Origin of the sequence: Teichococcus aestuarii (assembly GCF_042651065.1) — a bacterium.
GTDB classification, from domain to species: domain Bacteria; phylum Pseudomonadota; class Alphaproteobacteria; order Acetobacterales; family Acetobacteraceae; genus Pseudoroseomonas; species Pseudoroseomonas aestuarii.
Genome location: NZ_JBHSCH010000065.1, coordinates 1 through 24,047, shown reverse-complemented (window position 1 = coordinate 24,047; position 24,047 = coordinate 1). Strand labels below are relative to the sequence as shown.

At 74.4% G+C, this 24,047-nt stretch carries 26 protein-coding genes; 6 read left to right on the top strand and 20 right to left on the bottom strand.

Features of this window, described 5'->3' with window-relative positions:
- Window positions 1-63 precede the first annotated feature (63 nt).
- The 4 genes from fliG to fliK form a co-directional block, all read right to left on the bottom strand.
- A complete protein-coding gene (fliG, locus tag ACFOY6_RS19525; protein WP_456316318.1) occupies window positions 64-1,083 on the bottom strand; it encodes a flagellar motor switch protein FliG in 1,020 nt (339 codons plus the stop codon).
- Complete coding sequence (fliF, locus tag ACFOY6_RS19520; protein ID WP_379651998.1) at window positions 1,080-2,726, bottom strand: flagellar basal-body MS-ring/collar protein FliF; 1,647 nt, start codon at window positions 2,724-2,726, stop codon at window positions 1,080-1,082. The genes fliG and fliF overlap by 4 nt, the downstream gene beginning before the upstream one ends.
- Before the next feature lie 234 nt (window positions 2,727-2,960).
- Window positions 2,961-3,641 (bottom strand): flagellar hook assembly protein FlgD, encoded by a 681-nt coding sequence (locus ACFOY6_RS19515; RefSeq protein ID WP_109517479.1) that lies wholly within the window; start codon window positions 3,639-3,641, stop codon window positions 2,961-2,963.
- 29 nt (window positions 3,642-3,670) lie between these two features.
- Window positions 3,671-4,774 carry a flagellar hook-length control protein FliK gene (gene fliK, locus ACFOY6_RS19510; protein ID WP_379651997.1) on the bottom strand — a complete coding sequence of 368 codons (1,104 nt, stop codon included), beginning with the start codon at window positions 4,772-4,774 and terminating at the stop codon, window positions 3,671-3,673.
- Between the two features lie 265 nt (window positions 4,775-5,039).
- Here fliK and ACFOY6_RS19505 point away from each other — a divergent pair, with 265 nt between their 5' ends.
- On the top strand, window positions 5,040-6,236 hold the full coding sequence (locus ACFOY6_RS19505) for a flagellar hook protein FlgE (RefSeq protein WP_379651996.1): 1,197 nt from the start codon (window positions 5,040-5,042) through the stop codon (window positions 6,234-6,236).
- A 46-nt stretch (window positions 6,237-6,282) separates the two neighbouring features.
- Here the strand turns inward: ACFOY6_RS19505 and motA are convergent, their stop codons facing one another.
- The 4 genes from motA to ACFOY6_RS19485 form a co-directional block, all read right to left on the bottom strand.
- Window positions 6,283-7,152: a flagellar motor stator protein MotA gene (motA, locus tag ACFOY6_RS19500; RefSeq protein WP_109517482.1), complete on the bottom strand. Its 870-nt coding sequence runs from the start codon at window positions 7,150-7,152 to the stop codon at window positions 6,283-6,285.
- Window positions 7,149-8,189 (bottom strand): flagellar motor protein MotB, encoded by a 1,041-nt coding sequence (locus ACFOY6_RS19495; protein ID WP_379651995.1) that lies wholly within the window; start codon window positions 8,187-8,189, stop codon window positions 7,149-7,151. Before ACFOY6_RS19495 ends, motA begins: the two co-directional genes overlap by 4 nt.
- A 50-nt stretch (window positions 8,190-8,239) precedes the next feature.
- Complete coding sequence (locus ACFOY6_RS19490) at window positions 8,240-9,013, bottom strand: response regulator transcription factor (protein WP_109517484.1); 774 nt, start codon at window positions 9,011-9,013, stop codon at window positions 8,240-8,242.
- A gap of 217 nt (window positions 9,014-9,230) precedes the next feature.
- The gene (locus ACFOY6_RS19485; RefSeq protein WP_379641071.1) at window positions 9,231-9,404 is read right to left on the bottom strand and encodes a hypothetical protein; all 174 of its coding nucleotides are present in this window, start codon (window positions 9,402-9,404) and stop codon (window positions 9,231-9,233) included.
- A 430-nt stretch (window positions 9,405-9,834) separates the two neighbouring features.
- Between ACFOY6_RS19485 and ACFOY6_RS19480 the strand changes: the two genes are divergently transcribed.
- Window positions 9,835-10,626, top strand: coding sequence for a lytic transglycosylase domain-containing protein (locus ACFOY6_RS19480; protein ID WP_379651994.1), 792 nt, complete (start codon window positions 9,835-9,837; stop codon window positions 10,624-10,626).
- A gap of 16 nt (window positions 10,627-10,642) precedes the next feature.
- Here ACFOY6_RS19480 and ACFOY6_RS19475 read toward each other — a convergent pair whose 3' ends face one another.
- From ACFOY6_RS19475 to flgF, 12 genes are all read right to left on the bottom strand, one after another.
- Window positions 10,643-11,713: a flagellin gene (locus ACFOY6_RS19475; protein WP_379651993.1), complete on the bottom strand. Its 1,071-nt coding sequence runs from the start codon at window positions 11,711-11,713 to the stop codon at window positions 10,643-10,645.
- 15 nt (window positions 11,714-11,728) lie between these two features.
- Window positions 11,729-13,234 carry a flagellar hook-associated protein FlgK gene (locus ACFOY6_RS19470; protein ID WP_379651992.1) on the bottom strand — a complete coding sequence of 502 codons (1,506 nt, stop codon included), beginning with the start codon at window positions 13,232-13,234 and terminating at the stop codon, window positions 11,729-11,731.
- Window positions 13,235-13,282: 48 nt separating this feature from the next.
- Complete coding sequence (locus ACFOY6_RS19465) at window positions 13,283-14,947, bottom strand: EAL domain-containing protein (protein WP_379651991.1); 1,665 nt, start codon at window positions 14,945-14,947, stop codon at window positions 13,283-13,285.
- Window positions 14,940-15,677: a flagellar type III secretion system pore protein FliP gene (fliP, locus tag ACFOY6_RS19460; RefSeq protein WP_379651990.1), complete on the bottom strand. Its 738-nt coding sequence runs from the start codon at window positions 15,675-15,677 to the stop codon at window positions 14,940-14,942. Before fliP ends, ACFOY6_RS19465 begins: the two co-directional genes overlap by 8 nt.
- Window positions 15,677-15,985, bottom strand: a complete 309-nt coding sequence (locus tag ACFOY6_RS19455) for a flagellar biosynthetic protein FliO (protein WP_379651989.1) — start codon at window positions 15,983-15,985, stop codon at window positions 15,677-15,679. The genes fliP and ACFOY6_RS19455 overlap by 1 nt, the downstream gene beginning before the upstream one ends.
- A gap of 160 nt (window positions 15,986-16,145) precedes the next feature.
- A complete protein-coding gene (locus ACFOY6_RS19450; RefSeq protein ID WP_109517492.1) occupies window positions 16,146-16,535 on the bottom strand; it encodes a hypothetical protein in 390 nt (129 codons plus the stop codon).
- Window positions 16,532-16,894: a rod-binding protein gene (locus tag ACFOY6_RS19445; RefSeq protein ID WP_379651988.1), complete on the bottom strand. Its 363-nt coding sequence runs from the start codon at window positions 16,892-16,894 to the stop codon at window positions 16,532-16,534. Before ACFOY6_RS19445 ends, ACFOY6_RS19450 begins: the two co-directional genes overlap by 4 nt.
- Window positions 16,895-16,917: 23 nt before the next feature.
- Window positions 16,918-18,045, bottom strand: a complete 1,128-nt coding sequence (locus tag ACFOY6_RS19440; protein ID WP_379641497.1) for a flagellar basal body P-ring protein FlgI — start codon at window positions 18,043-18,045, stop codon at window positions 16,918-16,920.
- A gap of 11 nt (window positions 18,046-18,056) precedes the next feature.
- Window positions 18,057-18,782 carry a flagellar basal body L-ring protein FlgH gene (gene flgH / locus ACFOY6_RS19435; RefSeq protein ID WP_109517494.1) on the bottom strand — a complete coding sequence of 242 codons (726 nt, stop codon included), beginning with the start codon at window positions 18,780-18,782 and terminating at the stop codon, window positions 18,057-18,059.
- Between the two features lie 52 nt (window positions 18,783-18,834).
- A complete protein-coding gene (gene flgA, locus ACFOY6_RS19430; RefSeq protein ID WP_379651987.1) occupies window positions 18,835-19,824 on the bottom strand; it encodes a flagellar basal body P-ring formation chaperone FlgA in 990 nt (329 codons plus the stop codon).
- On the bottom strand, window positions 19,824-20,609 hold the full coding sequence (gene flgG, locus ACFOY6_RS19425) for a flagellar basal-body rod protein FlgG (RefSeq protein ID WP_109517496.1): 786 nt from the start codon (window positions 20,607-20,609) through the stop codon (window positions 19,824-19,826). The genes flgA and flgG overlap by 1 nt, the downstream gene beginning before the upstream one ends.
- Window positions 20,610-20,665: 56 nt before the next feature.
- Window positions 20,666-21,406: a flagellar basal-body rod protein FlgF gene (flgF, locus tag ACFOY6_RS19420; RefSeq protein WP_379641087.1), complete on the bottom strand. Its 741-nt coding sequence runs from the start codon at window positions 21,404-21,406 to the stop codon at window positions 20,666-20,668.
- 215 nt (window positions 21,407-21,621) lie between these two features.
- Here flgF and ACFOY6_RS19415 point away from each other — a divergent pair, with 215 nt between their 5' ends.
- The 4 genes from ACFOY6_RS19415 to ACFOY6_RS19400 all read left to right on the top strand — a co-directional run.
- Window positions 21,622-22,119: a flagellar basal body-associated FliL family protein gene (locus tag ACFOY6_RS19415; RefSeq protein ID WP_379651986.1), complete on the top strand. Its 498-nt coding sequence runs from the start codon at window positions 21,622-21,624 to the stop codon at window positions 22,117-22,119.
- Window positions 22,116-23,306, top strand: a complete 1,191-nt coding sequence (gene fliM, locus ACFOY6_RS19410) for a flagellar motor switch protein FliM (RefSeq protein ID WP_379651985.1) — start codon at window positions 22,116-22,118, stop codon at window positions 23,304-23,306. Before ACFOY6_RS19415 ends, fliM begins: the two co-directional genes overlap by 4 nt.
- Complete coding sequence (locus tag ACFOY6_RS19405; protein ID WP_379651984.1) at window positions 23,303-23,809, top strand: DUF6468 domain-containing protein; 507 nt, start codon at window positions 23,303-23,305, stop codon at window positions 23,807-23,809. The genes fliM and ACFOY6_RS19405 overlap by 4 nt, the downstream gene beginning before the upstream one ends.
- A partial coding sequence (locus ACFOY6_RS19400) for a hypothetical protein (RefSeq protein ID WP_379651983.1) occupies window positions 23,806-24,047 on the top strand: 242 nt, incomplete at its 3' end. The genes ACFOY6_RS19405 and ACFOY6_RS19400, both read left to right, overlap by 4 nt.

The following is a 24,047-nucleotide window of genomic DNA, read 5'->3' as shown; positions in this document are numbered from 1 at the left end:
GCGCGGCGTGGCGCAGCAGCAGGGCGTGGTGGCGCAGCGGCGCCTCGCCCGACACGGCGGCGCTCAATACACCATCTCCTCGGCCTCGCCCTCGGCCAGGCGCAGCTCGCCCTGCTGGGCCAGCTCCTTGGCCAGCGCCACCATGGCCATCTGCGCCTCCTCCACGTCGCGCAGCCGCGTGGGGCCGAGGCTCGCGATGTCGTCGCGCAGCATGCGGCCGGCGCGCTCCGACATGGCCTTGAAGAACTGCTCGCGCAGCGTCTCGGAGGCGCCCTTGAGCGCGATCACCAGCCGGTCCTTCTCCACCGCGCGCAGCAGCACGGCGATGCCGGCGGCATCGAGCCGCCGCAGATCCTCGAAGGTGAACATCAGCGAGCGGATGCGCGAGGCGGAATCGGCCGCGCGCTCCTCCAGCCCGGCCATGATGCGGCCCTCGGCGGCGCGGTCGAGGTTGTTCATGATCTCGGCCAGCAGCTCGTGCGAATCCCGCCGCGCGGAGCGGGCAAGGTTCGACATGAACTCGGCCTTCAGCGTGCGCTCCACGCCCTCCAGCGCCTCGGCCTGCGGGCTCTCCATGCGCAGCATGCGCATGACCACCTCCATGGCGAAGCCCTCGGGCAGCAGCGCCAGCACGCGCGCGGCGTGGTCGGGCCGCACCTTGGTCAGCACCACGGCGACGGTCTGCGGGTATTCGTTCTTCAGGTAGTTGGCGAGCACCGCCTCGTTCACGTTGCCCAGCTTGTCCCACATGGTGCGGCCGGCGGGGCCGCGCAGCTCTTCCATGATCTGCGTCACGCGGTCGCGCGGCAGGCCGCGCAGCAGCATCCGCTCGGTGGTCTCCCAGCTGCCGATCAGCGAGCCGGCCTGGCCGATCTGCTCGGCGAAGTCGCGGCACAGCGCCTCCACCGTCTCGGCCGAGACGGTGCCGAGCTGCGCCATGGCGGCGGAGACGTCGCGCACCTCGTCCTCATGCATGCGCGCGAGCAGGCGGCCGGCGCGGTCCTCGCCCAGCGCCAGCATCAGCGTCGCCGCCTTCTGCGGGCCGGTCAGGCCCAGGGTGTTGAACGCGCGGGTCAGGCTCACGGCTTGGCCTCCTGCGGGGTGAGCCAGCGGCGCAGCACCGCCAGCGTCTCATCGGGGTTGCGGTCCACCAGCTCGGCCAGGTTGTTCAGGCTGGAGACGCGGATCTGCCCCTGCACCATGGCCAAGTCCATCATCGGCTGGTCCGTCTCGATGGCGGGGGCGCCGCCCTCCGGCGCGGGCAGGCCGGGCGTGGCGCCCGTGCCGTCGGGCAGGGCGGGCGCCGCGGGCGGCGGCGCCATGCCGGCGATCAGCCGCTTCACCACCGGCCGCCCCAGCAGCAGCCCCACCAGCACCACCAGCGCCAGCAGGCCGCTCTCCACCAGCCGCACCGTCAGCGCGGGCGTCAGCGAGGCGAAGCCGAGGAAGCCGGACGGCGCCTCGCCCTCGGCGCCCTGGCCGGGGTCGGCGAAGCGCAGGGACACCACTTCCAGCCGGTCGCCGCGCGCCTCGTTGAAGCCGATGGCGCCGCGCACCAGCGCGCTGATCCGCGCCAGCTCCTCCGCCGTGCGCTCGCGGAAGCGGGGCGTGCCGCCCGGCGCCTCGGCAGGCTCCCACACCCCGTCGACCAGCACGGCGACGGAGAGGCGCCGCAGCATCGGCTGCTCGCGCAGCGTGCTGCGCGTGGTGCGGCCGATCTCGTAGTTGATGGTCTCCTCCTGCCGCTGCTCCTGCGTCTGCGGCCCGCCCTGGGGCGGCGCCGGCGCGCCGGGCAGCTGGTTGGCGACGGTGACGTTCTGCGGCTCGCCGCTGCGGTTGCTCTCGGTGGTGGAGCTCTGGCTGCGCGGCACCTGGTTGTCCGGGTCGAAGCGCTCCTCGGTCACCTGCACGCGGTCGAGATCCATCTCCAGCGTCGCCTCGGCGCGCACGCGGCCGGGGCCGAGGGTGCGCTCCAGCATCTCCTCGATGCCGCGCGCCATGCGCATCTCCTGCGCGCGGCGCAGCTCCTCGCGCGATTGCGCCAGCGCGCCGCCCGCCTCGCCGCCCTGCCCGCGCGAGAGCAGCTCGCCGCGCCCGTCCACCACCGCCACGTTCTGCGGCTTCAGCCCCGGCACGGCGGAGGCGACCAGCTGCAGCACCGCCTGCACGCCCTCGCGGTCCAGCCGCTGGGCGCCGCGCATCTGCAGCACCACGCTGGCCTGCGCCTCGCTGCGCTCGCGCGAGAAGGGCTCGCGCCGCGGCAGGGCCAGGTGCACGCGCGCCGCGGCCACGCCCTCCAGCGCGCGGATGCTGCGGGCGATCTCGCCCTCCATCGCGCGCAGGCGGTTGACGTCCTGCTGGAAGGGGGTGGTGGTCAGCCCGCCCTGGCGGTCGAAGATCTCGTAGCCGATGCTGCCGCCGCTCGGCAGGCCGTCCCGCGCCAGCATCAGCCGCAGCCGCGGCACCTGCTCCTCGGGCGCCAGGATCTCGGTGCCGTTGCGGCCGATGCGGTGCGGCACGCGGGCGCGCTCCAGCGCCGCCACCACCTGCGCCGCGTCACGCGGGTCAAGCTCGGCATAGAGCAGGGCCATGGGCGGGGTGGTGGTGCGCAGCACCATGTAGCCCAGCACGCCGAGCGTCAGCGCCGCCGAGAGGCCGAGCATGGCCAGCCGCGCCGGGCCAAGCGCGCGCAGCGAGGCAAGCAGGCGTTGCAGGCCCGCGTTCATGCGGCGCACCGCGCATCACGGCCCGCCGGCATCCCCGGCCGTGCCGTGGCCGCCCGCCCGGCTTCCGCCGGTCCTGCCATCGCCCGTTTTGGGCCGCCTGGTCGACGCATACGCCATGCTCTCCGCGCGCAGGGTTCTTCCCCGCGCCGCGAAACTTTCGCAGGGGCGTTGCCTGAATATTAACGGCGATGCGGCGCGGCGCGGTTTGCGCCGGCGGTGTGGCTTTCCGGTGCGTTACAGGCCGCGCAGCGCCTCCAGCCCGACGGTGAGGGCGCCAAGGCCGAGCTTCGGCCCTGCGCCGCTGCGGGTGATGCTGTCCACCTGGTCGGTCACGGTCACGTCCAGCGTGCTGCTGGCGACGCCGCGCGCATCGGTGCCGGCGACGGACAGCTTGTAGGCGCCGTCGGCGAGCAGGGCGCCGCGCGAATCGCGGCCGTCCCAGCGCCAGGCGGTGGCCGCCTCGCCCAGCGGCACGGCGGCCTGGCGCAGCACGGTGCCGGCGGCATCGGTGATGGTGACGAGCGCGCCGCTGGCGCCGCCGGCCTCCTTCAGCGCCGGCAGGTTCAGCTTCTGCGCGGTGCCATCCTGCAGCCCCACCGAATCGGTGGCCACCGTGATCTCCTGCCCCATCAGCGGCGCGGCGGTGAGCATGGCGGCGGCGTTCTGCAGCTCCAGCAGCGCCTCCATGTTGCGGTTGGTGGCGATCTGCTGCTCCACCGCGGCGAATTGCGAGAGCTGGGTGGTGAACTGGGTGGGATCGAGGGGCTGCAGCGGGTCCTGATTCTGCAACTGCGTCGTCAGCAGCATCAGGAAGCTCTGCATGTCCCCCGCCAGGCTGGTGGCGGCGTTGCCGCTGGCGGTGCCGCGCGCTGCGGTGGTGGCGGTGGTGATGGCGGCGCTGTCGGTGATGGCCATGGCGGGGCGCTCCGTCTTGGGGGCAGGAATCAGAGGGCGAGGTCGATCTGGCCGGCCATGCCGGCGCGCGGTGCGCCGGCGGGAGTGGCCAGGAGGGCGGAGGCCGGGCCCGCGCCGCGGCGGCGGCGGGCCATGGCGTGGGGCGGGCCTTCGCCCTCCCCGGGCGAACCGTCCTCCTGGCGCGGCGCGCCATTCCACAGTCCGAACTGCAGCGTCGCGCCCTGCTCGGCCGCCAGCCCGGCCTGCTGCAACACGGCCTGAATGGCGGGCGCGTCCTGCATCAGCTGCAGCAGGGTCTCCGGCCGCTCGGCGGCGAAATGCAGCGAGGCGGGTGTGTCCACACCCTTCTCCAGCGTGATCTCGATGCGCCCCAGCGCCTCCGGCTGCAGCGCCACGACGATGCGGGCCGGCGCGGTGGCCGTGGCCGGGCGGGTGGCGAGGGCAAGCAGCCCCTGCTCGACCTGCCGTACCGGCGGCGGCGCGGCGTGGACGGGCGGGGCGTGGACGGGCGGGGCGGCCGCGGGCGAGGCCACCGGCAGCGGCGCGGGCAGGGGAGCGGATGCGGGACCGGGCGCCGGACCGGACGGCGCGGCGTGCGGGGTTTCCGGAGCGGCGGCCATGGGCGCGGCCCCCGCCGCATCAGGAGAGGGAAGCGCTGCCGCGCCATCCTCCGCCGCGGAGGCCGCCATGCCCGTCATGTCCTGGGGGAAAGGGGGCGCTGCCACAGCAGGCTCCGCCGCGCCCTCCGCCAAGCCGGGCGACGGTGAGGAGGCCTGCGGGGCGGGCGGCAGGGCGGTGCCGGTGCGGCCACGCGGCTGGCCGAGGCCGGGTTCGGCCTGGCCGGCGACCTGCGCCGGCTGGACCCGCAGCGCGGCCGGAAGCGGCAGCCAGGCGGCGACGACGGGCGCCGCGCCGGGCACGGGGGCCGGCGGTTCCTGCGGCGGGGTATCCTGCCACAGCGGCAAGCCGTCCCGGCCGGGGGCGGCGCCGTTCGGGGCGGCGGGCGCCGTGCCGGCGGCCGGCGCCTCGCCCAGCGCCGCGAACAACGCCGCGAATGCTCCCTCGGCCCCGGCCGCGTTGGCGCCGGAGGGGCAGGGGGGCGGCGTCGGAAGCGCGGCGATGGCGGGCATCATGGGTGTGGGCCTGGAAGGATCTCGAAGCCTCCCCAGCAAAAGCGGGGCCAGAGCGCGGCCCGCGCCGCCAGGCCCCCGGACCCTGCCACATGGCGCCGCCACCCGGCAGAAACTGCCGGCCGCCCGGCAATCCCTGCCACCCGGACCCGGCACGGCGGCGCATCCGGCCCGCCGGCAGGCTGGCATGGCGGTTGCAACCGCCTTGCCTCATCCGGGCCGCGGCATTGCCGCACAGGCCCCTGGCCCGCTGCAAGGAACCCCGCGGATGTCGCTGTTCGGCTCCATGACCACCGCCATCTCCGGCATGAACGCGCAGGCGCGCGCGCTCGGCCACATCTCGGACAATGTCGCCAACAGCCAGACCATCGGCTTCAAGCGCACCGACACCAGCTTCGCCAACCTGCTGACGCAATCGAACGAGCGGAGCCACGCGCCGAGCGCGGTGGTGGCCACGCCGAGCGCCACGGTCTCGCTGCAGGGCTCGGTGGAGACGGTGGAGAACCCGCTCTCCCTGGCGCTTTCCGGCAATGGGCTGTTCAGCGTGGCGCAGGCCGCCGGCCGCAATGCCGACGGCTCTCTGACCTTCGACACCCAGCCGCTCTTCACCCGCGCCGGCGACTTCCGCAAGGACAGCTCGGGCTACCTGGTCAATGGCAGCGGCTATGCGCTGCAGGGCTGGGCCGCCAACGCGGCGGGCGAGGCGCAGCAGGGCGTGCTGGCGCCGGTCCGCATCAGCGATGCGCCGCTGCCGGCCACCGCGACGCGCACCGTGACCCTGAACGCCAGCCTGCCGAAGGGCGCCGCCGCCCCCATCCAGAGCCAGGTGCAGATCTACAACGCGGCCGGCGAGCAGCAGACGGTGAACCTGACCTGGACGCGCACCGCCGACAATGCGTGGAATGTCGCGGGAACGACGGCGGAGGGCGCGGCGCTCGGCGAGGCGAACCTCGCCTTCGACGCGAATACCGGCGCGCTCACCAACAATCCACCGCAGGCGGTGCTGGGCGCCGGGGACGCGGCGCTCACCCTGAACCTCGCCAACCTCGCCCAGGGGCCCGTCGCCGCCTACGAGCAGCGCAGCGTCACCGTCGACGGCAGCCGCGCCGGCGCCTTCCGCTCCGCCGCCATCCGCGACAATGGCGATGTCGTCGTCAGCTACGACAACGGACAGAGCCGTACCGTGGCCAAGGTGCCCGTCGTCACCTTCACCAATCCGGACGCGCTGCAGCGGATGGACGGCCAGGCCTTCGGCATGACCGCGGAGGCGGGCACCATGCAGGTGCAGGCGGCCGGCACCCAGGGCGCCGGCACCCTTGCCAGCAGCGCGGTGGAGCGCTCCAACGTGGACATCGCCGCCGAGTTCTCGAAGCTGATCGTGGCGCAGCGCGCCTACACCGCCAACACCCGCATCGTCACCACCAGCGACGAGATGCTGACCGAGACCATCAACATGCGCCGCTGACGCGGCGCACGGAAAGCCGGGCGCCGCCGCTGCGGCGGCGCCCGGCTCAGGCGGCCGCCGCCGCCTCGTTCAGGGTGGTCTCCAGCGACTGGAAGCTCGGCATCAGGTCGGAAGGCACGGTCTTGCGGCCGACCTCCACCGCCACCTGCGGCGCGTTGCCGTGCAGGTGGGCGACGAGCACGGCGCGCACCACCTCCAGGTACTTCGCCTCCTCCATCACCACAGCCTTCAGCTTGCTCGCCAGCGGCCCCACCAGCCCGTAGGCCAGCAGCACGCCGAGGAAGGTGCCCACCAGCGCGCCGCCGATCATGGCGCCCAGCACCGCCGGCGGCTGGTCGATGCTGCCCATCGTCTTGATGACGCCGAGCACGGCGGCGACGATGCCGAGCGCCGGCAGCGCATCCGCCACGCTCTGCAGGGCGTGGGCGGCGTGCAGCTCCTCCTCGCGGATCTTGCGCAGCTCGCGCTGCATCACGTCCTCGATCTGGTGCGGGTCGTCGGCGTTCATGCCGATCATGCGCAGATAGTCGCAGATCAGCGCGGTGGCATGGCGGTCGGCCAGGATGCGCGGAAAGGCGGTGAAGATGCTGCTCTCCTCCGGCTTCTCGATATGCGGCTCCAGCCCCACGGCGCCCCGCGTCTGCGCCACGCGCAGCAGGCGGTGCAGCAGCGTGCACAGGTCGAGATAATCCTGCCGCCCGTAGCGCGCGCCCTTGAGCGCCTTCGCCAGCCCGCCCAGCGTGTGCTTCACATGCGCCATGGAGTTGGACATCAGGAAGCTGCCCACGGCGGCGCCGCCGATGATGAGCATCTCGAAGGGCAGGGCATGCAGGATCGGGCCGAGCTTGCCGCCCGCCGCCAGATAGCCGCCGAACACGCAGGCGAGCACGACGCCGAAGCCGGCGAGCAGGATCATCGGGAAGCTCCGGGGTCGGCGGGGCGTGGTGTCTCGGGCAGCGCCACCAGGATGGAGGCGCGGCGGTTGGCGGCATCCTCCGGGCGCTCGGGGCGCAGCAGCTCCCGGTCGGCGCGGCCGGTGACGGCGCGGATGCGCTCCTCGGCCACGCCCGCCTCCACCAGCAGGCGGCGCGTGGCGCCGGCGCGCTCGGCCGAGAGGTCCCAGTTGGAGCGGTCGGCATTGCCGCGGAAGGGCGTGGCGTCGGTATGGCCGCTGATGTCGACAGGGTTCGGCAGGCGCGCGACGACGGCGGCGACGCGCATCAGCAGCGCGCGGCCACGGGCATTGGGCGCCGCCTGGCCGGCGGCGAAGACCGGCTGGCCCTCGGCGTCGACGAGCTGGATGCGCAGCCCCTCGCGCACCTGCTCCAGCATCAGCTGCGGCGCCAGCTCGGCAAGCTGCGGATCGTCGGCCACGCTGCGGCGGATCTCGGCCGCGGCGCGGTCCAGCGCTTCGCGCTCCAGCGCCTCGCGTTCCGGGCCGTGCGTGGCGGCGCCGGGCGGCGGCGCGGCCTGCGCCTCCTGCTCCGCCGTGGCGACAACCCGCCGCGCCATCGCCATCTCCGGCGCCGGGCGGCGCAGCGGGTAGGCCGAACGGGCGGCTTCGGGAGGCAGCGTGTCCTCCTCGTCCTGCTCGGTCATCTCTGCCGGCAGGGGCATGGCCGGCAGCGCCATCTGCACGCCGCCCGAGGGTGGCGTCTCCCCGGCCAGCGTGCGGTCACTGTTCATGGTGCGGCCGCCGAAGGGCTCGCCGGAGCCGGACGCCGCGCGGCCGAGGATGTTGGTGGGCGCGAAATAGTCGGCCAGGCCGCGCCGCTGCGCGTCGGTCGTAGCGTTGATCAGCCACATCAGCAGGAAGAACGCCATCATCGCCGTGACGAAGTCGGCATAGGCGATCTTCCAGGCGCCGCCATGGTGGGCGTGCTCCTCGCCCTCCTCCTCGCGGCGGATGACGATGGTGGGGGAGGGGTCCCCTTTGCCAGGTCGCTTGGCCATTCACGAACTCCTGCCGCGCCCCCGTGGCGGGGGCGCGGGGAAGCGGTCTGTCAGGCCACGGCCGCGGCGAACGCCTCGGGCAGCAGATGGGCGCGGCGCTGGCGCGGCTGGCCGGCGAAGAAGCGCTGGCGGGCCTGGGCCACGTCGGCCTCCGCCGGCTCGCGCAGCACATAGCCGCTGCCCCAGACGGTGCGCACGATCTCCGCCGCGCCGGCCGCGGCCAGCTTGCGCCGCAGCTTGCAGACGAAGACGTCGAGCACGCGCACATTCGGCCCTTCGTTCAGGCCATAGGCGCGGCTCATGAACTGCTCCTTGGTGAGCAGCATGCCGGGGCGCAGCATCAGCGTCTCCAGCACCTCGAACTCGCGCGCCGTCAGGCGCACATGCCGCCCATCGACCATGACATGGCGCTGCGCCTGGTCGAGGGTGACGTTGCCGCAGTTCAGCACGGCGGAGGCATGGCCCAGCACCCGGCGCTGGATGGCCTGCAGCCGCACCACCAGGAGCTGCGTGCTGACCGGCATGGTCAGCACGTCGTCGGCGCCGTGATTGAAGGCGGCCTGCTCCTCCTCGACGCGCAGCCTGCTGGCGAGGATGACGACCGGCACCCGCAGGCCGCGGCCCCGGATCTCCCGCAGCACGGCGATGGCCTCCGCCGCGTTGTCGTTGGCCTGCAACACGATCGCGTCATAGGGACCGCTGAACTGGGCGATGGAAGCAGTCTCGCAGAATGGCGTCGCCACGTCGCAGACATGACCCAGCCGGGTGAGGTCGCGGTGCAAACCCTGCGGGGAGGCGAGGAGAGAAGCGGCGAGGATAAGCATGCCAGTCCTTGCGATTTTCGCTGCGAACGGGAGGTCCGGGCCGAGGCTCCACAACCATTGAGCGAGCCTCACAATTTAGCGATCTATGGCCTTTCAAAAATTTGCGCAAGCAGAGGTTGCAGGGGATCAAGCAACACAACGGCCATATGTGCTTTTTCGGCACTATCCATATGGTTGATAGAAATTGCACTCTAGGTTGTATTGCGTAGGATCTACTTCATGCGCCGGGAAGGCGCTTCGCCATCTCGATGCGCAGGCGCAGGGCCAGGGCGGGGCCGTCGGGCCCCAGGGTCGGCGTGCCCTCCAGCTCCCGCGCCAGCGCGGACAGCTCCGCCGGCGCGGGCACCTGATCACCTAGGCCCAGGGCGAGCAGCTGGAACCGGCGCAGCATGTCCGCCGCTTCCTCCAGCACGGCCCCGGCCGGGCGCCTCCGGCGGGGCAGATCCTGCTCTTCCGCCTGGATTCCCAGCAGCGACAGAGCCCCTACCGCATTTGCCTCCTGCGGCCCGTCCGGGGCGGAAATCCGGTCTCCGCCCGGCATCCCGCCGCGCAGGCTGAAGGCTCCTCCAGGCCCGGCCGGGCGGCGCCGCGCTGCTGGACCCGTGGGACCCAGAGCGGAAGGAGGCAGGAAGGGCGGCACCAGGGACATGGGCGGGACAGACCGGTTGTGGCGGAGCGAGCCATGAAGTTGCGTGAATTTCTTAGCGATCTATGAATCCGGCCCTATGCAACCCAGGGTGGCGCCTTTTTCTGGCACAGACCTTGCTGTCAGAAGCGGCATGAGCCGCCATTTTTCCCTTTCTGGTTTTGTTCAACTTGCCGTGTTGGCTCTGCTCCTGCTGCCCAGCGTGAGCATGGCGGCAACTGTAAGTTGTCGTGAGGCGATTGTGCAGGCGGAGCGGGATTACAACCTGCCGCCGCGCCTCCTCGCGGCCATCGCGCGCGTCGAGTCCGGGCGGAGAAATCCGGCGACGGGGCAGGTGGACCCCTATCCCTGGACCATCAACGCGGAAGGGCGCGGCAGCATGTTCCCCTCGCGCTCGGCAGGAATTGCCGCGGTGCAGGAATTGCAGGCCGGAGGCATGCGCTCGATCGACGTGGGCTGCATGCAGATCAACCTGCGCCACCACCCAAGGGCCTTCGCCAGCCTGGAGGAAGCCTTCGACCCCCTGGCCAATGCGCGCTACGCCGCCCGCTTCCTGCGGGAGCTGATGGACGCCAAGCAGGACTGGCACCGTGCCGCCGCGAGCTACCACTCGCAGAACCCGCAATTCGGCGAGCCCTACCTGGCCAAGGTGCTGGCCGCCTGGGAGGATGAGAAGCGCCTGCCGGATGCGGCGCCGGCCATGGGCCTCGCCCAGGCCGTGCCGCCGGCGGGGCAGGGCGCGGTGGGGGGCGGCTTCTTCCTGGGCGCGGGGGAGGGCACGGCGCGCGGCCTGGCCGCCTACCGGGCCGCGCCGGTGCCGGTGGCCGGGGCATCGCGCCGGGTCGTGCAGGCCGCCTCGGTGGTGGCCCCTCCGAAGGGGGCTCCTTCGGCCGCGGCGCCGCAGCCCGTGCCGCGGGCGCTGCCCTTCTTCTTCCTCGCCTCCAGCCCGGCGCCCGCCGCCAACTGAGGCGCGGCGCCCGGCCTCAGCGCAGGAAGTTGGCCAGGGACATCTCGCCCAGCATGGCCAGGCTCTTGTAGCTGGCCTGCAGCTGGGTCTGGATCGCCTGCATGCGCACGAAGGCCTCGGCAGGGTCCACCGCTTCCAGCGCGCCCACCTGCAGCTCGAGCTGCCCCGCCACCTCGCGGTTCTGCGCCGCGACGCCTGCCAGGCGCTGCTCGGTGTTGCCCAGCGCGCCCGCCTCGCCATTCACCCCGTCGGCGGCGGCACGCAGGGTGCGCACGGTGCCCTGCAGCAGCGCCGCCACATCGGCTTCCGCCGGCGCGGCGTCGAGGTTGGCCAGCACGCTCAGCCCGTGCAGCAGGTCGCGCGCCCAGGAACCGGTGCTGTCCTCGCCGGGGCGGGCACCCGTGGCATTGCGGTTGGCGTAGAGCCCGAGCTCGATTCGCACCCCCTCGCCCAGCGTGACGCCCGGGCGCGGGTCGTCAATCTCGCCGCGCGCGGCGGCGCTGGCATGGGCGGAGAAAGGGGTGATGCCCGGCGCGTCGCTCGCGGCCAGGGCACGGGTCTCGGCCAGCACGGCGGCGGCGTCGTCCTGCCCCAGCCGGGCCATGGCCGCGCGGGTGCCGGCATAGAGCCCGGTCTGCTGGATCTCGCCGGGGTTGACGATGGGGCTGCCCGTGGGGTCGCTGCCGCCGAACAGCGCCTCGCCCTGGTAGCGCTCGCCGAGCAGCCCGGCCACCTCGGCCAGGGCGGCGCGGGCATTCTGCGCCACCATGGCGCGGTCCGGCCCCAGCGTGCCGAGCGCGCTGCCGGCCGCCTCGGCCATGCCGTTGGCGATCTCGGAGAAGCGGCCGAGCACGGTCTGCGTATAGGCCAGCTTCGCGCCGGCGGTCTCGGCGCTGGTGGCCAGCGTCTCGCGGCGCGACCATTCGGCGCGCAGGTCGACCGAGCGGCGCGCATCGGCGCCCAGCCCGGCATAGCTGTCGGCCCGCTGGCCGGAAGCGGCCTGGCGCGTCGCCTCGTCGAAGCGCGCGCGCAACTGCGCCGCCGCCAGCATCGTGCTGTCCAGGCTCCGGAAGCCGCTGATCGCCATGGGCCGCGCCCCTCCTTACCGCACCGTCGCCAGCAGCGCGTCCCACATGCTCTGCACGACGGACATCACCCGTGCATTGGCGGCATAGGCATTCTGCAGCTGCACCATCGCCGCCATCTCGGCATCGACATCGACACCCTCGCGCGCCTGCACCATGGCATCGAACTGCGCCCGCACGGCGCCGGACTGCGCGGCGGCGGCCGAGGCGGCATCGGCCTCGGCGCTCTGCCGCCCCAGGGTGGCGGCGGCGTAGTCGCCGATCCGCTGCGCGCCGCCGGTGCCGGTGGCCAGCGTGCCGCCCGGGCCGAGATTGTTGCCGGCGATCGCCGCATGCGGCATGCCGGCGGCCGATTCGAGACCGAAGGCGTAATCGCCCACACGGTTGAGCAGGGCGGTGTAGCCGCTCGGCCCGCCCGCCGGGTTGGGCGGGAACCCGCCCGAATCGGGCGTGCCGTCGCGCAGCAGCGCCGGGTTTACGGCGATGGCCGGGTTGACCGCCATCCGCCCGGCGAAGCCGGCGATGGCCGGGCCGGCGCCCGCGGCGGCAGGGTCGGGAGGGGCGCCGCCGCCGGGCTCGGTGAACAGGCGCAGCCCCTGCTCCTCCAGACGGTGCGCCAGGGTGGCGGCGGTCATGTCCAGCTCGGCCTGCATGCGCGGCAGCGTCTCGTCGCGCAGGGCGAAGCCCTCGCCGATGCGGCCGCCGAGCGCCGCGCCATCGGCCAGGTTCATGCCGTTCAGCGTCAGCCCGGGCAGGGTGCCAGCCGGGGCGCCGTGGTAGCTGCCGGCCGTCACCGTGGCATCGGCCAGGGCGAAGGGGCTGGCCTTGGGGTCCAGCGGCAGGGTGTGGCCGCCCGGCAGCATCAGGGTGACACCGCCATTCTCCGCCGCCAGCGGCGTTACGCCGACCAGGGTGGAGAGGCTGGCCACGGCGGCGTCGCGCTGGTCCTGCAGGGCGGCGGCGCCGCGCCCGGCGGCGGTCTCGTTGCGCACCAGGATGTCGAGGCGCGCGATGTCCTGCAGCAGGGTGTTGGCGCTGCCGACATCGGCGCGCAGGCCGTCCTGCACGCCCTGGCGGGCGCGGTCCAGGGCGCCGCCAAGCGCGTTCATCCGCCCGGCCAGCGCACGCGCCGACTCCAGCGTGGCGGATTGCGCGGTGCTGTCGGCCGGGCTGGCGGCGAGGCTGGCGAAGCTGTCGCGCAGCGCGCCGATCAGCCCGGCCGGGCTGGTGCCGTCCGCCGGATCGCCCAGCAGGCGGGAGAGGGCGCCGAGCGTGTCGCTGCGCAGGCCGGCGGCGGCTTCCTCGGCGGCGGCGCGGCGCGCCTCCAGCCGCAGCGCCGGGTCGATGTCCCGCCGCGGGTCGAGCGCCCGCACCCCGCCGGTGAGGAGGGATTGCCCCTCCACCTGCTTGCGGGTGTAGCCGGCCACGCCGGCACCGGCGACATTCTGCGCCGCCGTGCCGAGTTGCCGGCTCGTCAGCCGCAGGCCGCTGCTGGCGGTGAGGAGCGCGCTATCGAGGCTCATGCCGCGCATCACAGCCGGCAAATGTTAACCGCATGCGTCCGGCTCCGCTCACTCGGCCTGCAGGGCGCGGCCGCTGAGATGCCCCGGCAGCCGGCCGGGCCGGCCGAACAGCCAGCCCTGGCCGTAGCGGGCGCCGAAGCCCAGCGCCACGGCGGCATCCGCCTCGGTCTCGATCCGCTCCGCCACCACCTCGGCGCCGAGGGCATGGGCCAGCTCCACCAGCGCGGTGACGAAGGCGCGGTCCTCGGCGCGGGCGGGGCCGTCCAGCCCGGTGACGAGCCGGCCATCCAGCTTCACCAGCGCCGGGCGCAGCAGGCGGAGATAGCTCAGCCCCGCCGCGCCGGCGCCGAAATCATCGACGCAAAGCACCACGCCACGCTCGCGCAGGGCGGTGCAGGTGGCGGCGGCGGCCACCTCGTCCTCGATCTCGGCGGTCTCCGTCACCTCCAGCAGCAGGCGGCGCCGCAGCGCCGGCGGGGCGGCGTCGAGCAGCGCCAGCAGCCGGGCGCGGAAGCCGCCATCCTGCAGCGACAGGCCGGAGATGTTGCAGGCCAGGCGCAACGCCGTGTCGCCCTGCTCCATCGCCAGCAGGGTGGACTGCACCACGGCCAGGTCGAGCTCCACTGCCAGCCCCAGCATCTCCGCCAGGGTGACGAAATCCTGCGGGCTGTGCGGCACGCCGGGCTCGCCGGGCCAGGGGCGGATCAGCGCCTCGTAATGCGCCGCCGGCCGGCCCTCGCGGCCGAGTGCGACGATGGGCTGGTAGGCCAGGGAGAAGCGGCGGCCGGCGCCGGCGCGGCCGCGCGCCGCGCTGCGCCGGCTGGCGGCGGCGACGAAGCCGTGCAGCCCCTCCTCGAACCCCGCTCTTGCCAGGGCCGCGGCCCCCCCCTGCGCGAAGGTGCCGAGCGCCAGACGCAGCGCGCGCACCGCCTGCGGCCCGCTCAGCCCGGCCGACTCGGGGTCCGCCAGCGGCAGGGTCTGGGCCGAGACGGCCGCCCCCGACAGACCGGCGGCGCCGAGGATGGCCTGCAGCCGCTCCACCACCGCGCCGAGGCTGGCATCGCCGGCGGGGCCGAGCACGCCGAAGCGCCCCGGCGCCAGCTGCGCCGCCACGCCATCCGGGCCGGCATGGTCGGCCAGGGCGGCGGCCACGTCGCGCGCCAGGGCGGGGCGGGGGGAGATCCGCCCGTCGGCGCCGGAGAGTTCCATCAGCGACAGCACGGTGCCGGCCTCGCCCTCCCGCAATGTCGCCTCGGCGCGGCGGGCCAGCAGGCCGGGCTCGCCAGGGGCGGGAGAAGGCGCCGGCGCAGGGCAGGGCTCCGCCGCCTGCGGCATGGCCATCGGCTCGGGCAGGGCGGTGAAGCACAGCGCCAGCCGCGCCCCGGGCAGGCGCAGCCCGTTGAGCAGCTGGGGCGGATGTCCGGGGCAGGCCAGCCGCAGCACCAGCGGCGGCAGCCGGCCCTCGGCGGCCAGCCGCGCCAGGGCATCCTCCAGCCTCGGGCGGTCTTCCGGCGCCACCAGGGCGCGCAGCGGCCCGCCCAGCGCCGCCGTGCCCAGCCGCGGCAGCAGCGTGCCCGCCAGGAAGGCGATCTGGCCGCCAGGGTCCGTCTCTACCATCAGCCCGGCGGCGGCGAAGGCGAAGGCGGCGAGGCGGTCGGGGCCGGCCTCGTCCGTGGCGGCGGAAGGCGGCGGCCGCAGCGCCGTCTCAGCCACCACCGGCGAAGCCCTGCACCAGGCTGCCCGAGACCAGCCGCCAGCCATCGACCATGACGAAGAACACCAGCTTGAAGGGCAGCGAGATGGTGGGGGGCGGCAGCATCATCATGCCGAGGCCCATCAGCACGCTGGCCACCACCAGGTCGATGATGAGGAAGGGCAGGAACAGCAGGAAGCCGATCTCGAAGGCGCGGCGCAGCTCGCCCACCATGAAGGCGGGCACCAGGGCGCGCCAGGGCGTCTGCTCCGGCGCGGCCACCTCGGGCATGCGGCCAAGCTCCAGGAAGAGCGCGATGTCCTCATCCCGCGCATTGGCCAGCATGAAGCCGCGGAACGGCTCGGCGGCGGCGCGCAGCCCGGCCATCTCCTCGATCTGCCCGGCCGCCATGGGCTGCAGCCCTTGGCTCCAGGACTGCTCCAACACCGGCTGCATGACGAAGAAGGTGAGGAACAGCGACAGCCCGATCAGCACCGGGTTGGGCGGGATGCCGGGCGCGCCGAGGGCGCTGCGCAGCAGCGACAGCACGATGGCGATCCGCGCGAAGGCCGTGGCCATCACCAGCAGCGAGGGCGCCAGCGAGAGCAGGCCGATCAGCGCCGTGAGCTGCACGAGTCGCGCGGTGGCCCCGGCGCCGCCCGCCCCCAGGTCGAGATTGAGGCTCTGCGCCAGGGCCGGGGCCGGCAGCAGAGCGAGGGCAAGCGCCAGGAAGACGGCAAGGCGGCGCATCAGCGTGGCTCCGCTGCGGCGCCGGCGCCGGCGCCGGGCGTGGCGCTGAGCAGCAGGTCCTGCGGGCCGCCGGTCAGCACCAGCAGCTCGCGCCCGTCGCAGCGCAGCAGCAGCAGGCGGCGGCGCGGGTCGATCGGCAGGCTCTCCAGCAGGGCCAGGCGGCGCGGCGGGGCGCCGCTCCCCCGGCGGCCGGCAGCCGCCAGGCCAGGCGCCAGGCCCAGGCGGCGCACCACCTGGCCGGCCAGCACGACCAGACCCAGCACCACCACCAGCGCCACCAGGGCACTCAGCGCCAACTCGGAGTTCATCGCGGCACCGGCCTCCTGCCTCGCCCAGACCGCCCCGCGGAAGGGAGCCGGCGGGGCGGCCTTCTGCCGCGCCGCGGCTGCGGGACGGCGGGAAGGGAGCAAGAAGCCGTTGACGTGTTGTTAACGGTTCTCGCGATCCGGAGAGAACCGTCTCCCGCGCTCAGGCCCGCAGGGAGAGCGCCAGGGGTGCCGCGCCGGCCGTCCCCGCGGGGCCGTAGCCCTGCGTGGCGGATGCCGCCTGCCCGGCGGCGCGCGCCATGGTCTCGATCACCCGCGCCTGCACGGCCAGGGCCTGCTGCAGCATGGCGCGGTTGGCCTCGACACCCGCCCGCAGCCGGTCCACCAGCAGGGCGAGGTCGGCGGCCACCGGCCGCAGCGCCTCGGGCGGGATGGCGGCGCGGGCCGCCAGGAAGGCCTCCAGCGCCGCCTGCTTCGCCCCCCCCAGCGTGGCGGCGGCGGCGAGGTCGCGCGCCGCCAGGGCACGGGTCTCGGCTTCCAGCGCCGCGGCCAAGTCCAGCGCGGCGCGCTCCAGCGTGGCGATGGCGCTCATCGGCCGCTGCCTCCCGCCGGGGCCTGCGGCCCGATCTGCGGGCCAGCCTGCTGCGGGCCGGCCTGTGCCTCCGCCTGCAGGCGCTGCATCTCGGCCAGCACCGCGGCGCCGAGGCCCACGCCGCCGGCCTTGGCCATGGCGCGGCCGAACTGCTCCACCAGCATCGGGCGCCACTGCGCCTCGGCATTGCCGCCGCCGAAGGGGCCGTCGGTTGCCAGGGTCTCGAACATCGGCTGCAGCAGGGCGCCGAGCACCTGGGCCTCGAAGGCCTCCGAGGCGCGGCGCTGCGCCGCCTCGGTGCCGCCGCGCGGCGCGGCGGGCGCGGCGAGCGGCGACAGGGCGGGGAGGGGCTGGGTCATGCGGTCTCCCATGGCGGTGTGGCTCACCGGACCTCCAGATCGGCCTGGAGGGCGCCGGCGGCCTTGATGGTCTGCAGGATGGAAATCATGTCGCGCGGGCCGATGCCGAGGTTGTTCAGCCCGCGCACCAGCTCGTCGAGCGAGACGCCGCCGCGCAGCACGCTGAGCCGGCGCTCGGACTGGTCGTCGATCTCGATGCCGGTGCGCGGCACCACCACCGTCTCGCCGTTGGAGAGCGGCCCGGGCTGGCTCACCTGCGGCGCCTCGGTGACGCGGATGGCGAGGTTGCCCTGGGCGATGGCGACCGTGCTGATGCGCACATCCGCCCCCATGACGATGGTGCCGGAGGCCTCCTCGATCACCACCCGCGCGCGCTGGTCGGGCTCGACGCGGAGCTGCTCGATCTCGGTCGCGAACCCCACCGGGTCCCGCCCCGCGAGGGAGACGACGACGGTGCGCGGATCCATCGCGCTGGCCGCGCCGGCGCCGGCCAGGCGGTTGATGGCGTTGGCGATGCGGCGGGCCGTCGTCAGGTCCGGGTTGCGGAGCGAGAGGCGGAGCTGGGACTTGCCGGCGAAGGCATAGGGCACCTCGCGCTCGACGATGGCGCCGTTGGCGATGCGCCCCGAGGTCGGCACCCCGCGCGTGACGGAGCTGGCGGCGCCCCGCGCGGCGATGGCGCCGGTGGCCAGCGCGCCCTGCGCCACGGCATAGACCTCGCCATCGGCGCCGAGCAGCGGCGTCACCACCAGCATGCCGCCGGTGAGGTTGGTGGCGTCGCCCAGCGCCGAGACGGTGATGTCGATGCGCGTGCCGGTGCGCATGAAGGGCGGCAGGTTCGCCGTCACCATCACCGCCGCCACGTTGCGCGTGTCGAGCTGCCGCTCCTGGTCGCGCGTGTTGACGCCGAGCCGCTCCAGCATGCCGATCAGCGATTGCCGGGTGAAGACGGCGGTGCGCAGCCGGTCCCCCGTGCCGTTCAGCCCGACCACGAGCCCGTAGCCGACGAGCTGGTTGTCGCGCACGCCCTCGATGTCGGCGATGTCCTTGACACGCATGCCGAAGCCGGCGCCGCGCTGGGCCAGGGCGGGCGCGGCGGCGAGGAAGGCCAGCAGCAGGAGCAGGAGCAGCGTGGGGGCGAGGCGGCGCATCACGGGGCGCCTCAGAACGGCAGCACGATGTCGAGGAACTGCTGGCCGTAGCGCGGCGTCTGCACGTCGCTCACCGTGCCGCGGCCGCCATAGGCGATGCGCGCCTCGGCCAGCCGGTCGTGCCGCACCGTGTTGTCGCTGCCGATGTCCTGCGGGCGGGCGATGCCGCTCACCTGCAATTCGCGCAGCTCGTGGTTCACCCGCACCTGCTGGCGGCCGGCCACCACCAGGTTGCCGTTGGGCAGCATCTGCACCACCGTCGCGGCGACGCGCAGCGTGACGCTCTCCGTCCGGTCGATGGACCCCTCGCCGCGGCTGACCGAGCCGCTCTCGGCGGTCAGCAGGTTGCCGCCGGCGGCGGCGCCGGGCAGCCGGGTCTGGTAGCCGAACAGGCGCGGCAGGCCGAGATCCTCGCTGTTGGTGCGGCTGCGCTCGGTGCTGTTCTCCAGCCGCGCGCGGTCCTGGATCTGCACCAGCAGCGTGACGAGGTCGCCCACCTGGGCGGCGCGCTGGTCGCGCAGGAAGGTGCGGCTGCCGGGGCGCCAGAGGCTGTTGCCCTCGGCCACCGGCGCGGCGGGGGGCGGCATCGGCATCGAGATCTGCCGCCAGGCCGGCGCGGCGGTCGGGCTTTCCATCGGCGCCATCTCGGGCGCGCGGCCGATCTCGGAGAGGCGCGAGAAATTGTCGCAGGCGGCAAGGCCGAGCAGCAGCGGCAGCAGGCGGAGGGAGCGGGACATGACCAGGATTTTTCCGGTGCAGATTCAGGGGTCGGCGTCGGGTTCGGGCGCGTCAGGGCCAGGCGGCGCGGCGGGGCGGCACGGCGGCGGTCGGGGCGGGCAGGGGGCCGAGGGCCCGGGCGCGGTCCGGGCCCAGCACCTCGGCCAGCACCGTGGCGCCGGTCGCCAGGTTCAGCACGGTGATCGTGGCGCCCGGCGCGCCATCCTCCAGCGCGCGGCCCTGCGCGGTGATGGACAGGCCCGGCGCGTCGTGCAGCAGCAGCACGGGCGCGTCCTTGCGCAGCGCCGGCGGCGGCGCGAGATCGGCCAGCGGCACGGGCTGGCCGGCGCGCAGCGCCCGCACCAGCCGCTGCCCCGCCACGGCCTCGACGCGCTCGGCCATGCCGGGGCGCACCTTCTCGGCCGGCAGGCGCTGGGGGCGCAGGTCGCGCGCCGAGAGCACCTCGCCGGCCCGCAGCGGCCGGGTGGCCACCACCACACCGCGCATGGCCAGCACGCGGCCGGCGAGCCGCTGGCGCAGCGTCGCCATGCCATCCGCCAGCACCACCAGCGTGGCGGCGAAGCGCTGGCCGGCGGCATCGTACTCCACCGCCTCCAGCGCCAGGCGCGGCGCCTCGCCGCCGGCGGGCACCATGGGCGGCTGGTAGCCCGGCAGGTCGATGTCGAGGGAGGGGTCGGCGCCACGCGTGGCCAGCTCGGCGCGCAGCACCGCCTCCACCTCCTCCAGCGCCAGCGGGCGGCCGGGGCGCTCCACCACCACGCGCTCGTCGCCGGCGAGCGGGGTCCAGCCCAGCCCGTAGTCGCGTGCGATGACGGCGAGCTGCGACGCCTCCACCACGAAGCGCCGTCCCGGCGCGGGGGCGGGGCCGAGCGGCTGGCCGGCGCGCGGGCCCGCCTCCTCGAACAGGTCGCCCAGCGTCACCGTGCCGCCCTCCACCAGCGCCAGCGGGCGCGGCTGCGGCACGCCCTGCCCCCGCGCGGGCAGCGGCGCGGCGAGCAGCAGCAGGGCTAGGGCAGGGGCCAGGGCGGCGGCGCGGCGCATCAGCGCAGCCGGGTCAGCGTCGAGAGCATCTCGTCGCTGGTGGTGATGACCTTGCTGTTCATCTCGTAGGCGCGCTGCGCGGTAATCAGGTTGGTGATCTCCTGCACCACGTTGACGTTCGAGGTCTCGATGAAGCCCTGCAGCACCTGGCCGTAGCCCACCGCGCCGGCGGCGCCGAGCTGCGCCTCGCCGGAGGCGGGGGTGGCGAGGAACAGGTTGTCGCCCGTCGCCTCCAGCCCGCCCTCGTTGGGGAAGATGGCGAGCTGGACCTGGCCGACATTCTGCGGCTCCACCTGCCCGTCCAGCTTGGCCAGCACCTCGCCGGCGGCGTTGATCGTCACGTCGCGCGCGGCGGCGGGCACGGCGATGCCCTGGCCCACCGGGAAGCCGTCCGGCGTGACGATGATGCCCTCCGGCGAGAGGGCGAAGGTGCCGGCGCGGGTATAGGCCGTCTCGCCCGAGGGGAGCTGCACGGGAAAGTAGCCATTGCCGCGGATGGCGAGGTCGAAGCGGTTCTCGGTCTGCGACAGGTTGCCCTGCTCGCTGATGCGGTAGATGGCGCCGGTGCGCACGCCGAGGCCGAGCTGCGCGCCAGCGGGCAGCACCGTGCCCTGCTCGCTGCTCTGCGTGCCGGTGCGGCGCAGGTTCTGGTAGATCAGGTCCTGGAACTCGGCGCGGCGGCGCTTGTAGCCCGTCGTGCTCATGTTCGCGATGTTGTTCGAGATCACCTCGACATTGGTCTGCTGCGCGAGCATGCCCGTGCCGGCGACGTGGAGGCTACGCATGGTCGTTTTCCTTCTCCGGTGGGCTGCTGTTCAGCGGCGGCGCGGGATGCGCGTGATCATCGGCGGCGCAGGATGCGCTCGACGGCGCTCTGCACCCGCTCGCCTTCCTTCTCGGCGAACTGGGCGGCGAACTGGAACTCGCGCAGCTCGGCGGTCAGCCGCGTCAGCTCCAGCACGGGCCTGACATTGCTGCCCTCCACCGCGCCCTGCACCACGGCCGCGCGCTCCACCGGCTGCGGCGCCGCCTCGGGCGGCGCGACGTAGAGCCGGTCGCCCTCCGCCTGGAGGAGCTGCGGGTTGGCGAAGTTGACCACGCGCAGCCGCCCCACCGGCCCGGCCTCGGTGGCCAGCGTGCCGTCGCCGGCGATCTCGATGCGCGCCGCACCCTGCGGAATCAGCAGCGGCGCGCCCTCGGCATCCAGCACGGCGTGGCCGGCGGCATCCACCACGCCGCCCTCGGGCGAGAGGGCGAAGCGGCCGGCGCGGGTGTAGCGCTCGCCATCCGGCGTCTGCACGGCGAAAAAGCCTTCGCCGGTCAGCGCCAGGTCCAGCGGGTTGCCGGTGGTCTGCAGCGGCCCGGGCGAGAAGTCCCGCCAGGTGGCGCGGTCCTGCGCGAAGGCGACGGGGCGGCCGCCCAGCGCGCCGGCGCCGTCCCGCCCGGCCAGCTGGGTCGCGAACACCGTCTGGCTCGCCTTGAAGGCGGGCGTGTCGGCATTCGCCACGTTGGCGGCAAGCGCATCCGTCGCCCGCCGCTGCGCGGCGAGGCGGGAGAGGACGATGTAGCCCGGCATGTCCATCGTGGCGCGGCTCCTGCGGTTCGGCCGGTCCGGGCTCCGCAAGCGGCGTGCCAGGGGCGGCATCGGCGCGGGGCGGCCTGGAAAGAGGCCTGCCGCGCCGATGCAGAGGGCTACCGGGCAATTGTTGCCAGGAAGTTGAGGCAATTTTTGCCGGGCAAGGAGCCGTTAACAGGTGCCCGCTAATCCCCGCTGCATTCCAGGATGGAGTGGGCGCCATGAGTGGCGGCGCGCGGGGCGAGAAGGCCCCAAAGGAAAAGACAGGTGGCGGGCGGCGCAAGGCCGTGCTGCTGGCGGCCGCGGCGGTGCTGCTGCTGGGCGGCGGCGGCGCGGGGGCGCGGCGCGGCGGGCTGCTGCCATGGCCGGCCCCCTGGCCGGGCGCGGCCGCGCCGGCCGAGGCCAAGGCGGCGCCCCCGGTCTTCGTGGAGGTGCCGGACATCATCGCCAACCTCAACACCGCGGCACGGCGGCAGACCTTCATCAAGCTGCGCGCCAAGCTGGAGGTGGAGGGCCCCGCCCAGGCGGCGGCGCTGCAGGCCTCGATGCCGCGGCTGCTCGACATCTTCACCACCTATCTGCGCGAGACCCGGCCGGAGGAGCTGCGCGGCAGCGCCGGCACCCACCGGCTGCGCGAGGAGATGATGGCGCGCGCCAACGTCGCCGCCTCCCCCGTGCGGGTGACGGACGTGCTGTTCGTCGAGCTGGTGATGCAATGAGCGGCGCGCCGGAGCAGCCCGCCGAGGATGACTGGGCCGCCGCGCTGGCCGAGGCGGGCGGCGACACGACGCCGGAGCGGGGGCCGGAACAGGCGCCAGAGCAGGCACCGGACCAGGCGCCGGAGGCCGGCGATGGCTGGGGCGAGGCGTTGGCCGAGGCCGTGGCCCCCGCCATGTCCCCGCCCGAGCCGACCCGGGTGCTGAGCCAGGCCGAGATCGACAGCCTGCTCGGCTTCGGCGACGGCGAGGAGACGGCGGAGGACACCACCTCTGGCATCGAGAAGGTGATCGCGCGCGGGCTGGTCTCCTACGAGCGCCTGCCGATGCTGGAGATCGTCTTCGACCGGCTGGTGCGCATCATGTCCACCAGCCTGCGCAACTTCACCTCGGACAATGTCGAGGTGTCGATCGAGGGCATCAACAGCCTGCGCTTCGGCGACTACCTGAACTCCATCCCGCTGCCGGCCATGCTGGTCGTCTTCAAGGCGGAGGAGTGGGACAATTACGGCCTCGTCGTCGTCGATTCGGCGCTGATCTACTCGGTGGTGGACGTGCTGCTGGGCGGGCGGCGCGGCACCTCGCCGATGCGCATCGAGGGCCGGCCCTACACCACCATCGAGCGCGGGCTGATCGAGCGGATGGTGGAGGTGGTGCTGCAGGACCTCTCCGAGGCCTTCGGGCCGCTCGCCGAGGTGCGCTTCCGCTTCGAGCGGCTGGAGGTGAACCCGCGCTTCGCCGCCATCAGCCGCGCCAGCAACGCCGCGGTGCTGACCCGCATGCGCGTCGACATGGAAAGCCGCGGCGGCCAGATCCAGCTGCTGATGCCCTACGCCACGCTGGAGCCGGTGCGCGAGCTGCTGCTGCAGCAGTTCATGGGCGAGAAGTTCGGCCGCGACTCGATCTGGGAGACGCACCTGGCCGAGGAGCTGCGGCAGACCGAGGTGGCGCTCGACGTGGTGCTGGACGAGCAGGCGATGAACCTCGCCGACGTGCTCGGCCTGCGCGTGGGCGACCGGATCACCCTCGGCGTCGGCCCCGGCGCGCCGGTGCGGCTGCGCTGCGGCGACGTGCCGCTCTTCGAGGGCAAGGTGGGCGGGCACAACGGCAAGCTGGCGGTGCGCATCGCCCGCACCATCCCGCGCGGCCCGGCGGCACGCGGCGCCATGGAGGGGGAGGGAGCGCGATGACGACGCTGGAATGGGTGCTGCAGGGCGCGCTGGCGCTCGGCCTGCTGGTGGCGCTGCCCGTGGCGGTGCGGCTGGAGCGCGCCCTCACCGGGCTGCGCCGCGACCGCGAGGCGATGGCCGCCAGCATGAAGGGCTTCGCCGAGGCGACGCGCGAGGCGGAGGGCGCCACGCTGCGGCTGCGCGCCGCCGCCGACAGCGCCGGCCGCGGCATGGCGGAGCAGACCGCGAGCGCCCAGGCACTGCGCGAGGATCTCCGCTTCCTTGTCGAGCGCGCGGAGGGGCTGGCGGACCGGCTGGATGCCGCCATCCGCCAGGCGCGCGGCACCGCGCCGGCGGCCGCCCGCCCAGCCCCGTCCCCGGTTCCGTCGCCGGTCCGATCCCCGGCGCACGCCATCCCGCACCCAGTGGCCCCGCCATCCCTGGCCGAGGAGGAGCCGGCCATGCCGCGCACCCGTGTGGAGCACGAGCTGTTGCAGGCCCTGATCCGGAAGCGCGTCTCGTGAGCGCCGTGCTCGCGCTGCGCGCGCTGATGCTGGGCGGCGGGCTGCTGCTGGGCGTGAAGGGCCTCGGCATGGCCGGTGTCTGGGGCGGGGCGGCCGGCTCGCTGGGAGGCAGCCCCGCCCAGGCGGCGGCGCCGGCCAATGCCATGCCCGGCAGGGTCATGCCCGCCAGCGTGGCGGCGGCCGGGCCGCCGCCCCAGCGGCTGCCGGTGCGCGCCGCCCAGGCGGCCGCGCCCATGGC

What these genes read in the sequence shown, in the direction of transcription:
- ACFOY6_RS19485 (WP_379641071.1), bottom strand. Translation starts at nt 9,404, where the DNA reads ATGCTGCGCCGGTTCCAGCTGCTCGCCCTGGGCCTAGGTGATCAGGTG.
- flgG (WP_109517496.1), bottom strand. Translation starts at nt 20,609, where the DNA reads ATGCGTAGCCTCCACGTCGCCGGCACGGGCATGCTCGCGCAGCAGACC.
- fliP (WP_379651990.1), bottom strand. Translation starts at nt 15,677, where the DNA reads ATGCGCCGCCTTGCCGTCTTCCTGGCGCTTGCCCTCGCTCTGCTGCCG.
- ACFOY6_RS19450 (WP_109517492.1), bottom strand. Translation starts at nt 16,535, where the DNA reads ATGAGCGCCATCGCCACGCTGGAGCGCGCCGCGCTGGACTTGGCCGCG.
- flgA (WP_379651987.1), bottom strand. Translation starts at nt 19,824, where the DNA reads ATGCGCCGCGCCGCCGCCCTGGCCCCTGCCCTAGCCCTGCTGCTGCTC.
- ACFOY6_RS19495 (WP_379651995.1), bottom strand. Translation starts at nt 8,189, where the DNA reads ATGGCCAAGCGACCTGGCAAAGGGGACCCCTCCCCCACCATCGTCATC.
- ACFOY6_RS19515 (WP_109517479.1), bottom strand. Translation starts at nt 3,641, where the DNA reads ATGGCCATCACCGACAGCGCCGCCATCACCACCGCCACCACCGCAGCG.
- ACFOY6_RS19455 (WP_379651989.1), bottom strand. Translation starts at nt 15,985, where the DNA reads ATGAACTCCGAGTTGGCGCTGAGTGCCCTGGTGGCGCTGGTGGTGGTG.
- ACFOY6_RS19445 (WP_379651988.1), bottom strand. Translation starts at nt 16,894, where the DNA reads ATGACCCAGCCCCTCCCCGCCCTGTCGCCGCTCGCCGCGCCCGCCGCG.
- ACFOY6_RS19405 (WP_379651984.1), top strand. Translation starts at nt 23,303, where the DNA reads ATGACGACGCTGGAATGGGTGCTGCAGGGCGCGCTGGCGCTCGGCCTG.
- ACFOY6_RS19470 (WP_379651992.1), bottom strand. Translation starts at nt 13,234, where the DNA reads ATGAGCCTCGATAGCGCGCTCCTCACCGCCAGCAGCGGCCTGCGGCTG.
- flgH (WP_109517494.1), bottom strand. Translation starts at nt 18,782, where the DNA reads ATGTCCCGCTCCCTCCGCCTGCTGCCGCTGCTGCTCGGCCTTGCCGCC.
- motA (WP_109517482.1), bottom strand. Translation starts at nt 7,152, where the DNA reads ATGATCCTGCTCGCCGGCTTCGGCGTCGTGCTCGCCTGCGTGTTCGGC.
- fliM (WP_379651985.1), top strand. Translation starts at nt 22,116, where the DNA reads ATGAGCGGCGCGCCGGAGCAGCCCGCCGAGGATGACTGGGCCGCCGCG.
- ACFOY6_RS19505 (WP_379651996.1), top strand. Translation starts at nt 5,040, where the DNA reads ATGTCGCTGTTCGGCTCCATGACCACCGCCATCTCCGGCATGAACGCG.
- flgF (WP_379641087.1), bottom strand. Translation starts at nt 21,406, where the DNA reads ATGGACATGCCGGGCTACATCGTCCTCTCCCGCCTCGCCGCGCAGCGG.
- fliF (WP_379651998.1), bottom strand. Translation starts at nt 2,726, where the DNA reads ATGAACGCGGGCCTGCAACGCCTGCTTGCCTCGCTGCGCGCGCTTGGC.
- ACFOY6_RS19415 (WP_379651986.1), top strand. Translation starts at nt 21,622, where the DNA reads ATGAGTGGCGGCGCGCGGGGCGAGAAGGCCCCAAAGGAAAAGACAGGT.
- ACFOY6_RS19475 (WP_379651993.1), bottom strand. Translation starts at nt 11,713, where the DNA reads ATGGCGATCAGCGGCTTCCGGAGCCTGGACAGCACGATGCTGGCGGCG.
- fliK (WP_379651997.1), bottom strand. Translation starts at nt 4,774, where the DNA reads ATGATGCCCGCCATCGCCGCGCTTCCGACGCCGCCCCCCTGCCCCTCC.
- ACFOY6_RS19490 (WP_109517484.1), bottom strand. Translation starts at nt 9,013, where the DNA reads ATGCTTATCCTCGCCGCTTCTCTCCTCGCCTCCCCGCAGGGTTTGCAC.
- ACFOY6_RS19440 (WP_379641497.1), bottom strand. Translation starts at nt 18,045, where the DNA reads ATGCGCCGCCTCGCCCCCACGCTGCTCCTGCTCCTGCTGCTGGCCTTC.